The organism is Micromonospora sp. NPDC048986, from assembly GCF_040649335.1.
Taxonomy (GTDB): Bacteria; Actinomycetota; Actinomycetes; order Mycobacteriales; family Micromonosporaceae; genus Micromonospora; species Micromonospora alfalfae.
In genome coordinates this window covers 21,492-34,336 of sequence record NZ_JBEZFJ010000022.1, presented here as the reverse complement: position 1 = coordinate 34,336, position 12,845 = coordinate 21,492, and the positions used below count along the sequence as shown (strand labels likewise).

Sequence of the window (12,845 nt, the reverse complement as noted above, 5' to 3'; positions counted from 1 at the left end):
TGTGGCCGGCCATCGACCGGCAGCGGGCTAGAGAGAGGCGAGGCATGAGTGACGATCACGCGCTGACCGGTCCGGGTACGCAGACACGTCGTACCCTGCTCACCGGCGTCGGGGCGGTCGGCGCGGCCGTCGTCCTGGCTGCCTGCGGCAGCGACGACGGCGGCAGCGGCAGCGGCAGCGGCGCACCCACCAGTGGTGGCCCCGCAGTGCCCAGCACCGGTGACGCCGGCGGCGGCGACCGGCAGAACGCCCAGTCGTTGGCCACCACCGCCGACATCCCGGTCGGAGGGGGCAAGGTCCTCGCCGCCGAAGGTGTGGTCATCACCCAGCCCACGGCCGGTCAGTTCAAGGGCTTCAGCCCGATCTGTACGCACCAGAACTGCCCGGTGACCAACGTCGACGGCGGCACCATCAACTGCACGTGCCACGGCAGCAAGTTCTCGATCGAGGACGGCTCGGTGAAGGCCGGCCCGGCCACCAAGCCGCTGCCACCCAAGGACATCAAGATCACCGGGGACCAGATCTCGCTGGCCTGATCCGAAGCGGAGCCGGCGGGCTGGCCCGGCCGCACGCTGAGCGGCCGGCCGGCCCGACGTCGCAGGATCGACTCGCGTCTCGGAAGTCGGGGTGTCAGCGGTGTGCCGACACCCCGGCGTCCGGGGCGCCGAGTGGATCACGCCTGCGGCGGGCTGTCGGTGCTGCGGACTAGGCTTGTTGGCGTGGCTGACCCCTCGACCTACCGCCCCGCACCCGGCACCATCCCGGAGCTACCGGGGGTCTACCGCTTTCGCGACGGCACCGGCCGGGTGATCTACGTCGGCAAGGCGCGCAATCTGCGCAGCCGACTCAACTCCTACTTCGGCGACGTCTGGAACCTGCACGAGCGCACCCGGCAGATGGTCACCACCGCCGAGTCGGTGGACTGGATCACCGTCGGCACCGAGGTCGAGGCGCTCCAGCAGGAATTCACCTGGATCAAGCAGTACGACCCCCGGTTCAACGTCCGCTACCGCGACGACAAGTCGTACCCCTATCTCGCCGTCACCCTCAACGAGGAGTACCCCCGGCTCCAGGTGATGCGCGGCGCCAAGCGCAAGGGCGTGCGTTACTTCGGTCCCTATTCGCATGCCTGGGCCATCCGGGAGACCCTCGACCTGCTGCTGCGGGTCTTCCCCGCGCGGACGTGCTCCGCAGGGGTGTTCAAGCGGGCCGGCCAGGTCGGTCGTCCCTGCCTGCTGGGCTACATCGGCAAGTGCTCGGCGCCGTGCGTCGGCACCGTCTCCGCCGACGAACACCGGGCCATCGTCGACGGGTTCTGCGACTTCATGGCCGGCCGCACCGACACCATGGTCCGCAAGATCGAACGTGAGATGACCGAGGCGAGCGAGCAGCTCGAGTTCGAGCGGGCCGCCCGGCTGCGCGACGACGTGGCCGCGCTGCGCCGGGCCATGGAGAAGCAGACAGTGGTGCTCGGCGACGGCACCGACGCGGACGTCGTCGCGTTCGCCGACGACCCGCTCGAGGCGGCCGTGCAGGTCTTCCACGTCCGCGACGGCAGGGTCCGCGGCCAGCGCGGTTGGGTGGTGGAGAAGACCGAGGAGCTGACCACCGGGGACCTGGTGCACCACTTCTGCACCCAGGTGTACGGCGGCGAGCACGGCGAAGCAGACGTGCCTCGGGAACTGCTGGTCCCCGAGCTGCCCGCTGACGCCGACGCGCTGGCCGAATGGCTCTCCAACCACCGGGGCAGCCGGGTGTCGCTGCGGGTGCCGCAGCGGGGCGACAAACGCTCACTGATGGAGACGGTGGAGCGCAACGCCAAGGACGCGCTGGCCCGGCACAAGCTCAAGCGCTCAGGCGACCTGACCACCCGGGGCAAGGCACTGGACGAGATCAGCGAGGCCCTGGGCATGGGCACGTCCCCGCTGCGCATCGAGTGTTTCGACATCTCCCAGATCCAGGGCACCGACGTGGTCGCCAGCATGGTGGTCTTCGAGGACGGGTTGCCCCGCAAGAGCGAGTACCGGCGCTTCATCGTCCGGGGCGCCACCGACGACCTCTCCGCGATGTCAGAGGTGCTCCGTCGCCGCTTCGCCCGCTACCTGGACGCGAGAGCCGAGACGGGCGAGGTGGGCGTGGAGTCCGCCGACGACACGGCCGCCCCCCAGGACGCGGCCGAGCCCCAGGTCGGCGTCCTGATCGATCCGACCACCGGCCGGCCCCGAAAATTCGCGTACCCGCCGCAACTGGTGGTCGTCGACGGCGGCGCACCACAGGTCGCGGCCGCCGCGCAGGCCCTCGCCGACCTGGGCATCGACGACGTGGCCCTGTGCGGGCTGGCCAAGCGGCTGGAGGAGGTGTGGCTTCCGGACGACGAGTTCCCGGTCATCCTCCCGCGCACCTCGGAGGGGCTCTACCTGCTGCAACGGGTGCGTGACGAGGCCCACCGCTTCGCCATCACCTTCCACCGGCAGCGCCGCTCCAAGCGGATGACCGAGTCGGCGCTGGACCACGTACCCGGCCTGGGCGAGGTGCGTCGCAAGGCGCTGCTGCGGCACTTCGGCTCGCTCAAGCGACTCTCGGCCGCAACGGTTGAAGAGATCACCGAGGTGCCTGGTGTGGGTCGACGTACCGCCGAGGCGATCCTGGCCGCCCTGGACACGGACACGAAGGCCGGCGACGGCGCGGAGGCGAAGCCCAGCACCTGAGCGCTGTCCTCGATCGCCTCGCTGGAGGCGGCCAACCAGCTCACGCTGACTGTCCTCGGTTGTCCGATGATGGGCGGCCGCGCCCAGCGTGATCGTGCGTCGGGGGAGTCGGGGGAGTCGGGGGCGTCGGGGGGCGTCGCCCGTCGGCAGCGGCTCGCTGAGTGCCGGCACCGCGGTGTCGTCCCCGGACAGCCCGCATGATCGTGCTCGATCCAGGTTGTAGTGGTCTCGCGGCGTGCGGAGGGGCCTGTTTCCTGGTTCGAGCACGATCATGGGGCGAGCCTGATCGTCCTCTACCGGTGGGTCGGGCCGGGGTGGGGTGGGCCGGGGTGGGTCGGGCCGGGGTGGGTCGGGCCGGGGTGGGCCGGGTCGGGTCGGGGTGGGTCGGGTCGGGCTGGGGCGCACGGCGCTGACCCCGGGGTCGATTGGTCCGGGGCGCGCGAACGGCGCAGACAGGCATGATCCACTCGCGTTTCCTGAAATCGGGGTATTCCCGGCACTCGGACACCGCGACTTTCAGGAACCCGAGTCGATCACGTGGTTGTGGGCGTCGTGTCGGGTTCGCCAGGTCGACGGGCTGGGTGGGTTGTCGGGTTTGGCCTGGGGTGTCGGGTGGTCGGCGGCACCCCGGTGGCGGAATCGGCGGCCGGGCGGGGTCGTTATACCTGGCAGACCACCGCGACCGTCGAGTCGCAGGGCGCGGGCAGCGGCCCCCGGGAACACCCGGTAGGCCGCCTCGGTTACATCCCCGCAGGCCGGAGCACGCCAACGGCCGGGCCGCCGCCGGGAACACCCGCCAGGCCGGCCCCGTTGCATCCCCCGCACGGCCGAGCACCCCAACGGCCAACCCCCGCGGGGGGGTGGAATGACCCGCCGCCGCGAACGGTTACACCCTGTCCCGACGCCGACCCCCTCGTTGCGGGTCGCCGGGCAAGAACTCCCCCGCACCACCACCCACCCCCCAGGTGGTGCGGGCACACACCCCCGATGCAGAGGAGCACGCCATCATGCGTACCGATCTGATCCGCAAGACCGCCCTGACCGCCGCCGGCCTCGCCTTCACCGGCGGCGCCATCGCCGGCCCCGTCACCACCGCCTTCGCCGCCCCCAGCACCGGCAAGCCCACCACCCAGACCCAGACCGACCGCAAGGGCCACGGTGAGCGGGAACTCGGCGTGCGCTACGAAGCCCAGCCGAACTTCTACTACTGCGGCCCCGCCGCCACCCGAAACGCCCTGAGTGTGCAGGGCAAGAACATCAACGTCGACGACATGGCCAAGGAAATGGGCACCACCGAAGCCGGCACCAACTCCATCAACGACATCACCCCCGTGCTGAACAAGGAAACCGGCAAGACCAACGCCTACCGGTCCGTCGAGATCAGCACCCCCGACGCCAACACCACGCAGACCGACACCCTGCGCGCCGACATCGTCCGCACCGTCGACGACGGCCGGGCCGTGGTCGCCAACATCGCCGGCACCAGCACCGACACCGACGGTGTCACCCACTCCTACGAGGGCGGGCACTACATCAGCGTCGTCGGCTACCGCGACAACGGCAACACCGTCACCATCGCCGACTCCGCCGACCCCAACCAAGCCGCCTACCAGATCAGCGTCGAACACCTCGCCGACTGGATCGCCACCCGCGGCTACGCCACCAGCTGACACCACCCACACACACGCACACACGCCGAAGGGCCGGACCCGTGGGGGTCCGGCCCTTCGGCATGACCTCAGTCGGTGGCGAGGACGGCCAGGATGTGCTCGCCGTACTTGGCGAGTTTGTTCTCGCCGACCCCGCTGACCCGGGACAGGTCAGCCAGCGTGGCGGGCGCGTCGCTGGCGATCTGTCGCAGCGTGGCGTCGTGGAAGATGACGTACGCCGGGACGCCCTGCTCCTTGGCGGTTGTCGCGCGCCAGGCCCGCAACCGCTCGAACAGCGACGCGGCGGCCGGGGTCAGCTCGGCCACGACTGTGGACGCGCCGCGCGGCTTCGATGAGCGGCTCGATGCCGGCTTCTCCGGCTCGCGGCGCATGGTGACGGTACGGCGGCGAGCGAGAACGTCGGCGCTCGCCTCGGTCAGCGCCAGCGTGCCGTAGTCGCCCTCCACGGCGAGGAGCCCTTCGGCGAGCAGTTGCCGGACCACGCCCCGCCACTCGGCCTCGCTGTGCTCGGCGCCGATGCCGAAGACGGTCAGCGAGTCGTGCCCGTACTGGCTGATCTTGTCGGTCTGCTTGCCGAGCAGGATGTCGATGCAGTGCCCGGCGCCGAAGCGCTGGTTGCGTTCGCGGTCCAGGCGGAAGACGGCGGAGAGCAACTTCTGGGCGGCGACGGTGCCGTCCCAGGACTCCGGTGGGGTGAGGCAGGTGTCGCAGTTGCCGCAGGCGGCCGTCGTCGTCTCGCCGAAGTATTCGAGCAGTTGGACCCGGCGGCAGCGCACCGTCTCGCAGAGGGCGAGCATCGCGTCCAGGTGCGCGGCCAGGTTGCGGCGGTGGGCGAGGTCCCCGTCGGATGTTTCGATCATCTTGCGTTGCTGGACCACGTCCTGAAGGCCGTACGCCAGCCAGGCGGTGGACGGCAGGCCGTCACGGCCGGCGCGGCCGGTCTCCTGGTAGTAGCCCTCGACGGACTTGGGCAGGTCGAGGTGGGCGACGAACCGGACGTCGGGCTTGTCGATGCCCATGCCGAAGGCGATGGTGGCCACCATGACCAGGCCGTCTTCGCGCAGGAAGCGCTGCTGGTTGCGGGCGCGGGTGCCGGCGTCCAGCCCCGCGTGGTACGGCAGCGCGGCGACCCCGTTGGCGGTGAGGAACTCCGCCGTCTTGTCGACCGAGGCACGGGACAGGCAGTAGACGATGCCGGCGTCGCCGGGGTGCTCGTCGCGCAGCAGGGTCAGCAACTGTTTGCGGGGTTCGCGCTTGGGCACGATCCGGTACTGGATGTTGGGCCTGTCGAAACTGGCAACGAAGTGCCGGGCGTCGTCGAGTTTGAGCCGGGTCGCGATCTCGGTGCGGGTGGCGCTGGTCGCGGTGGCGGTCAGGGCGATGCGGGGCACCTGCGGCCAGCGTTCGTGCAGCATCGACAGCTCGAGGTAGTCGGGGCGGAAGTCGTGCCCCCACTGGGACACGCAGTGCGCCTCGTCGATCGCGAACAGGGAGATGCGGCCCCGGTCGAGCAGGGCGAGGGTGGATCGGATGCCGAGCGCCTCCGGGGCCAGGTAGAGCAGGTCCAGTTCGCCGGCGACGAAGGCGGCCTCGACCCGTCGCCGGGCGTCCAGGGTCTGGGTGGAGTTGAGGAACCCGGCCCGTACGCCGACCGCGGTGAGGGCGTCGACCTGGTCCTGCATGAGCGCGATCAGCGGGGACACGACGACGGCGACCCCGTCGCGGACCAGGGCCGGGATCTGGTAGCACAGGGACTTGCCGCCACCGGTGGGCATCAAGACCAGCGCGTCGCCGCCGGCGACCACATGGTCGATCACGTCCTGCTGGAAGCCACGGAACGCGTCGTAGCCGAAGACCCGGCCCAGCACGTCCAGGGCGTCGGAGGCGGTACGCAGGTCGGTGGGAGAAGCCATCCGGGGAGTCTACGAGCCGACGCCGACAGCGCCCGTCCGGCGCACCCGGGTCGGGTGGGCCGGACGGGCGAGGCGGTCAGCCGGGTGGCCGTCGTCCGGCCACGGGTGCCGGGCCGCGACCGGGTGGCGGGATAGAGTCGCTGATTGACCAATCGCGGCCGAGGGCGGCCGCGGCGCCACGGCTTGGGGGTACGGGTGAGCGAGGCGCGCGCAGCCGGTGACCGGATCGACGGCCCGGATGCAGATGACGAGCAGATGGCGGCCGAGTCGGAGACCACCCTGGTGGTGGTCACCGGCCTCTCCGGGGGTGGCCGCAGCACTGTGGCCCGGGCGTTGGAGAACGTCGGCTACTACGTCGTGGACAACCTGCCGCAGGCCCTGATGTTGGACATGGCCGAGCTGGCGTTCAAGGCGGGCGGCGCCGCCCGTCGTACCGCGATGGTGCTTGACGTGCGGTCACGGGCCTTCTCCACGGACCTGGCCGGGGCGATCCGGGAGCTCAAGGAGCGCGGATTCTCGCCCCGGGTGGTCTTCGTCGACGCCGACGACGAGGTGCTGATCAGGCGGTTCGAGAGCGTTCGGCGCTCGCATCCGTTGCAGGGTGACGGACGGCTGGCCGACGGCATCGCCGTGGAGCGCGGCCTGCTGGAGGAGGCCCGTGACCAGGCCGACGTGATCATCGACACCAGCCACCTGAACGTCAACCAGCTCCGGCGCCGCATCGAGGAGCTGTTCGGCGGCGAGGACGCCCGCCGGCTGCGGGTGACTGTGTTGTCGTTCGGCTTCAAGTACGGCCTGCCACCGGACGCTGATTTCGTGTTGGACGCCCGCTTCCTGCCCAATCCGTACTGGGTGCCGGAGCTGCGTGAGCACACCGGGCGGGAGGAGGCGGTCAGCGCGTACGTGCTGGGCCAGGAGGGTGCGGACGCCTTCGTCGCCTCGTACGCCGACCTGGTCAACGCCACCACGACCGGCTTCGAGCGGGAGGGCAAGCGGTACCTCACGGTCGCCGTGGGCTGCACCGGCGGCAAGCACCGCAGCGTGGCCATCGCCGAGGAGTTGGCCAGCCGACTGCGTCACTCCGGGTTGGCGGCGAACGCCCAGCACCGCGACCTGGGGCGGGAATGACGGCCCGGCGGGTGGTGGCGTTCGGCGGCGGGCACGGCCTGTCCGCCTCGTTGCGTGCGCTGCGCCACTGCGCTCCCGAACTCGACCTCGACATCACAGCGGTGGTCACGGTGGGTGACGACGGTGGCTCCAGTGGTCGGCTGCGGGCCGAGCGGGGTGGCCTGCCGCCGGGGGACCTGCGTCAGGCGCTGGTGGCGTTGGCCGGGGACCACCCGGCGACCCGGCGCAGCGCCGGGCTGTTCCAGCACCGTTTCGCCGCCGTACCGGTGGGCGTACCCGGAACTGGCGGGACCGGCCCGGGGCCGGCGGCGAGCGGCCCGGACCGGGACGGCACAGTCCCGCGTGGCACCGACGGGGCGTCGGCCCGCACCGACGGTCTGACCGGGCACGCGGTGGGCAATTTGATGCTCTGCGGCCTCATGGAGCTGCTCGGCGACCCGGTGGCCGCGCTGGAGCACGCCGGCGCGATGCTCGGCGCGGTGGGCCGGGTGTTGCCGATGTCCCGCCAACCGGTCGGCATCGAGGCGCGGGTACGCGGTGCCGACCCGGCCGCCCCGGACGAGGTGCGCACTGTCAGTGGCCAGCACCAGGTGGCCGTGACCACCGGGCGGGTCGAGTCGTTGCGTCTCACCCCGAGCGCACCACCGGCGTGCGCCGAGGCCATCGAGGCGATCCGGGCCGCCGATTGGTTGATCTTCGGGCCGGGCAGCTGGTACACGAGTGTGCTTCCGCACCTGCTGGTGCCGCAGTTGGCCGACGCTATCGTGTCCACCTCGGCCCGGCGGCTGGTCACGCTGAACCTCGCCGCGGAGAAGGAGACCCTCGGGCTCTCCGTCGCCGACCATCTCGCGGCGCTGCACTGGTACCTGCCCGAACTCAAGGTGGATCTTGTGCTCGCCGATGCCAAGGCGGTGGGTGACCCCGAACCGGTCGAACGTGCGGCAGAATCGCTGGGTGCCCGCCTGGTCCTCGCTCCCGTCGCCGTTGTCGACGGGACTCCCCGCCATGATCCGGCTGCCCTGGGCGCCGCGCTGGTGCCTGTCCTGGGTGCCGATCGTTAGACACGTACGTAATCTCCGGCGACACGCCGGAACAGGTCCGTGAGGGGACGCACAATGGCGATGACGGCCGCGGTCAAGGACGAGCTGAGTCGGGTCGACGTGCCCAAGCCCTGCTGTCGGCGGGCGGAGATGGCCGCGCTGCTGCGCTTCGCCGGCGGGCTGCACATCGTCTCCGGCCGCGTTGTGGTGGAGGCTGAACTGGACACCGGGGCGGTGGCCCGGCGGCTGCGGCGGGAGATCGCCGAGGTCTACGGCTACCCCAGCGAGATCCACGTGCTGGCCTCCGGTGGGCTGCGCAAGGGCAGCCACTTCATCGTGCGGGTGGTCAAGGACGGCGAGGCCCTGGCGCGGCAGACCGGCCTGCTCGACGTGCGGGGTCGCCCGGTGCGTGGGCTGCCCCCGCACGTGGTGGCGGCCAACGTCTGCTGCGCGGTCTCCGCGTGGCGGGGCGCGTTCATGGCGCACGGCTCGCTCACCGAGCCGGGCCGCTCCAGCGCGTTGGAGATCACCTGCCCGGGGCCGGAGTCGGCGTTGGCGCTGGTCGGCGCGGCCCGCCGCATCGGCATCACCGCGAAGAACCGCGAGGTACGCGGGGTGGACCGGGTGGTCGTCAAGGACGGTGACGCGATCGCCGCGCTGCTCACCCGGATCGGCGCGCACTCCAGCGTGCTGGCCTGGGAGGAACGCCGGGTACGCCGCGAGGTGCGGGCCACCGCCAACCGGCTCGCCAACTTCGACGACGCCAACCTGCGCCGCTCGGCGCGGGCCGCGGTCGCCGCCGCCGCCCGGGTCACCCGTGCGCTGGAAATCCTCGCCGAAGAGGCGCCCAACCACCTGACCGACGCCGGTCGGCTGCGTCTGGAGCACCGGCAGGCGTCGCTGGAGGAGCTGGGAGCCCTGGCCGACCCCCCGTTGACCAAGGACGCCATCGCGGGGCGGATCCGCAGGCTCCTGGCGCTGGCCGACAAGCGAGCCCGCGACCTTGGCATCCCGGATACCGAAGCGGCAGTCACGCCCGACATGCTCGTGGTCTGATAGGACGGTGGGGCCGCACGGTGCGCCCGGGAGCACGACCCGGCGCAGCGTGGTCTCGCACGCTCGGATAAGGTCGCTGAGTACGGCAAGGGGGCCGACACCCGGCACTTCTCGTCGTGCCCACCGCCTCGGGCGGTCAGGTCCTCAGACCGCGCGGCGGGGTGGCCGAGATGAACCGTCGACGGCCGGCTCCAACGGTCGGCGCACACCATTCCCGCCGGCCCGTTGTCTGAAGCCGGCGGACCAGAACGCGAGGAGATGGGACCTGTGACCATCCGGGTTGGCATCAACGGCTTTGGCCGAATCGGCCGTAACTTCTTCCGGGCAGTGCTGGCGTCCGACGCCGACATCGAGGTCGTGGCGGTGAACGACCTGACCGACAACGGCACGCTCGCCCACCTGCTCAAGTACGACAGCATCCTCGGTCGCCTGCCGTACGAGGTCAAGGCCACCGCCGACGAGATCACCGTCGGTGGCAGGACCATCAAGGCGTACGCCGAGAAGGACCCGTCGAAGCTGCCGTGGGGCGAGGTCGGCGCCGACGTCGTCATCGAGTCGACCGGCTTCTTCACCGACGCCACCAAGGCCAAGGCGCACGTCGACGGCGGGGCCAAGAAGGTCATCATCTCCGCCCCGGCGAAGAACGAGGACGTGACCGTCGTCATGGGTGTCAACCACGACACCTACGACCCGGCGAAGCACACCATCATCTCCAACGCCTCGTGCACCACCAACTGCCTGGCCCCGATGGCGAAGGTCCTGCATGACACGTTCGGCATCCAGCACGGTCTGATGACGACGATCCACGCGTACACCCAGGACCAGAACCTTCAGGACGCGCCGCACTCGGACCTGCGTCGCGCCCGGGCCGCCGCGCTGAACATCGTGCCGACCTCGACCGGCGCCGCCAAGGCGATCGGCCTGGTCCTGCCGGACCTCAAGGGCAAGCTCGACGGGTACGCCCTGCGGGTGCCGATCCCGACCGGCTCGGTCACCGACCTCACCGTCAACGTGGGTCGCGAGACCACCGTGGACGAGGTCAACGCCGCGCTGAAGGCCGCCGCGGACGGCCCGCTCAAGGGCATCCTGGTCTACAACGAGGACCCGATCGTCTCCACCGACATCGTGACCGACCCGGCGTCGTGCATCTTCGACGCGCCGCTGACCAAGGTCGTCGGCAACCAGGTCAAGGTCGTCGGCTGGTACGACAACGAGTGGGGCTACTCCAACCGGCTGGTCGACCTCGTCAAGCTGGTCGGTTCGTCGCTGTGAGCATCCGGACCCTCGACGACCTGCTCGCCGAGGGGGTGTCGGGTCGGCGCGTGCTGGTGCGCGCCGACCTGAACGTCCCGCTCGACAAGCAGACCGGTGCGATCACAGATGACGGCCGGATCCGCGCGGTGCTGCCGACTCTCGGCGCGCTGGTCGAGGCCGGCGCGAAGGTGGTCGTCTGTTCGCACCTGGGCCGCCCGAAGGGCGCGCCGGACCCGCAGTTCAGCCTCCGTCCGGTCGCCGGTCGGCTCGGTGAGCTGCTCGGCGCGCGGGTGCACTTCGCCACCGACACCGTGGGTGAGTCGGCCCGCTCCACCGTCGCGGACCTGGCCGACGGCCAGGTCGCCCTTCTGGAGAACCTGCGCTTCAACGCCGGCGAGACCAGCAAGGACGAGGCGGAGCGGGGTGCCTTCGCCGACCAGCTCGCCGCGTTCGGCGACGCGTACGTGGACGACGCGTTCGGCGCCGTGCACCGCAAGCACGCCAGCGTCTTCGACGTGCCGGCCCGGTTGCCGCACGTCGCGGGTCGGCTGGTGCTGCGTGAGGTCGAGGTGCTCTCCAAGCTCACCGCTGACCCTGAGCGCCCGTACGTGGTGGTGCTCGGAGGGTCGAAGGTGTCCGACAAGCTCGCCGTGATCGAGGCGCTGCTGCCCACTGTCGACCGGCTGCTCATCGGTGGCGGGATGTGTTTCACCTTCCTCAAGGCCCAGGGCCTGGAGGTGGGCACCTCGCTGCTGGAGAAGGACATGGTCGACACCTGCCGCAACCTGCTGGAGCGGTCCGGCGGCAAGATCATGCTGCCGGTCGACGTGGTGGTCGCGGACGCGTTCGCTCCGGACGCGGCGCACGACACGGTGCGGGTCGACGGCATCCCGAGCCACCGGCTCGGCCTGGACGTCGGCCCGGAGACGGTGGCGGGCTTCAGCGCCGCGCTGTCCCAGGCGAAGACGATCTTCTGGAACGGCCCGATGGGCGTGTTCGAGATGCCGGCCTTCGCGGCGGGCACCCGGGGGATCGCCGAGGCGATCACCAAGGCCGACGCGTTCAGCGTCGTCGGCGGCGGTGACTCCGCTGCGGCCGTCCGTGCCCTGGGGCTGGACGAGTCGTCCTTCGGGCACATCTCCACAGGTGGTGGCGCCTCCCTGGAATACCTCGAGGGCAAGACCCTCCCCGGCATCGCGGCCCTGGAGAACTGAATGTCGAGCACCACCCGCCGGCCGCTGATGGCCGGCAACTGGAAGATGAACCTCAACCACCTCGAGGCCAACCTGCTGGTGCAGAAGCTGGCGGCGAGCCTCACCGAGAAGCAGCTCACCGACGTCGAGACGGTCGTGCTGCCACCCTTCACCGACCTGCGCACCGTGCAGACCGCCGTGGACGGGGACAAGCTGCTGATCGGCTACGGCGGGCAGGACCTCTCCCCGCACGCGTCCGGCGCGTACACCGGGGACATCTCCGGGCCGCTGCTGGCCAAGCTCGGCTGCACGTACGTGGTGGTCGGGCACTCTGAGCGGCGGGCCTACCACAACGAGGACGACGCGCTGGTCAACGCCAAGGTCAAGGCGGCGCTGACGCACGGTCTGACGCCGATCCTGTGCGTGGGGGAGGGGCTGGACGTCCGCGAGCAGGGCACCCACGTGGCGCACTGCTCCGACCAGCTCGACGGGGGCCTGGCCGGGCTCACCCCCGAGCAGGTGCGGCAGGTCGTGATCGCGTACGAGCCGGTCTGGGCGATCGGCACGGGCAAGACCGCGACCCCGGACGACGCCCAGGAGGTCTGCGGGGCGGTCCGTCAGCGGTTGGCGGAACGCTTCGACCGGGAGACCGCCGACCAGGTTCGGGTCCTCTACGGCGGCTCGGTCAAGGCGTCCAACGTCGCCTCGATCATGGCCCGACCGGACGTGGACGGGGGCCTGGTGGGTGGTGCCAGCCTGGACGCCGAGGAATTCGCTCAGATCTGCCGGTTCCCGGAGCACCTCGCCCGCTGATCGCTCGGTATCCTTGACACCGCCCGTCCGCCGGTCGGTGCCGCCGTGCCCGATCAGACCGGGCGAGGAT

Annotated in this window: 10 protein-coding genes; 9 read left to right on the top strand and 1 reads right to left on the bottom strand. The window is 71.0% G+C overall.

Annotation, left to right across the window (positions count from 1 at the left end; translation table 11 throughout):
• Nucleotides 1–44 precede the first annotated feature (44 nt).
• From AB0B94_RS31935 to AB0B94_RS31925, 3 genes are all read left to right on the top strand, one after another.
• Nucleotides 45–536 carry a Rieske (2Fe-2S) protein gene (locus tag AB0B94_RS31935; RefSeq protein WP_357289280.1) on the top strand — a complete coding sequence of 164 codons (492 nt, stop codon included), beginning with the start codon at nucleotides 45–47 and terminating at the stop codon, nucleotides 534–536.
• A 183-nt stretch (nucleotides 537–719) separates the two neighbouring features.
• Nucleotides 720–2,708: an excinuclease ABC subunit UvrC gene (gene uvrC, locus AB0B94_RS31930; RefSeq protein WP_357289276.1), complete on the top strand. Its 1,989-nt coding sequence runs from the start codon at nucleotides 720–722 to the stop codon at nucleotides 2,706–2,708.
• A 1,007-nt stretch (nucleotides 2,709–3,715) separates the two neighbouring features.
• The gene (locus AB0B94_RS31925) at nucleotides 3,716–4,378 is read left to right on the top strand and encodes a C39 family peptidase (RefSeq protein ID WP_357289272.1); all 663 of its coding nucleotides are present in this window, start codon (nucleotides 3,716–3,718) and stop codon (nucleotides 4,376–4,378) included.
• 68 nt (nucleotides 4,379–4,446) lie between these two features.
• Here AB0B94_RS31925 and recQ read toward each other — a convergent pair whose 3' ends face one another.
• Nucleotides 4,447–6,291: a DNA helicase RecQ gene (gene recQ / locus AB0B94_RS31920; RefSeq protein WP_357289268.1), complete on the bottom strand. Its 1,845-nt coding sequence runs from the start codon at nucleotides 6,289–6,291 to the stop codon at nucleotides 4,447–4,449.
• Nucleotides 6,292–6,546: 255 nt separating this feature from the next.
• Here recQ and rapZ point away from each other — a divergent pair, with 255 nt between their 5' ends.
• The 6 genes from rapZ to tpiA all read left to right on the top strand — a co-directional run bounded on the left by rapZ (nucleotide 6,547) and on the right by tpiA (nucleotide 12,775).
• A complete protein-coding gene (rapZ, locus tag AB0B94_RS31915; protein WP_112588408.1) occupies nucleotides 6,547–7,419 on the top strand; it encodes an RNase adapter RapZ in 873 nt (290 codons plus the stop codon).
• A complete protein-coding gene (locus tag AB0B94_RS31910; RefSeq protein WP_357289265.1) occupies nucleotides 7,416–8,480 on the top strand; it encodes a 2-phospho-L-lactate transferase CofD family protein in 1,065 nt (354 codons plus the stop codon). Before rapZ ends, AB0B94_RS31910 begins: the two co-directional genes overlap by 4 nt.
• Before the next feature lie 54 nt (nucleotides 8,481–8,534).
• Nucleotides 8,535–9,515 carry a DNA-binding protein WhiA gene (gene whiA / locus AB0B94_RS31905; RefSeq protein ID WP_030491583.1) on the top strand — a complete coding sequence of 327 codons (981 nt, stop codon included), beginning with the start codon at nucleotides 8,535–8,537 and terminating at the stop codon, nucleotides 9,513–9,515.
• Between the two features lie 267 nt (nucleotides 9,516–9,782).
• On the top strand, nucleotides 9,783–10,787 hold the full coding sequence (gene gap / locus AB0B94_RS31900) for a type I glyceraldehyde-3-phosphate dehydrogenase (RefSeq protein ID WP_030337349.1): 1,005 nt from the start codon (nucleotides 9,783–9,785) through the stop codon (nucleotides 10,785–10,787).
• A complete protein-coding gene (locus tag AB0B94_RS31895; protein WP_357289259.1) occupies nucleotides 10,784–11,983 on the top strand; it encodes a phosphoglycerate kinase in 1,200 nt (399 codons plus the stop codon). The genes gap and AB0B94_RS31895 overlap by 4 nt, the downstream gene beginning before the upstream one ends.
• Nucleotides 11,984–12,775 (top strand): triose-phosphate isomerase, encoded by a 792-nt coding sequence (gene tpiA / locus AB0B94_RS31890; protein ID WP_357289256.1) that lies wholly within the window; start codon nucleotides 11,984–11,986, stop codon nucleotides 12,773–12,775. It abuts the gene before it with no gap.
• The last annotated feature ends 70 nt before the right edge of the window (nucleotides 12,776–12,845 follow it).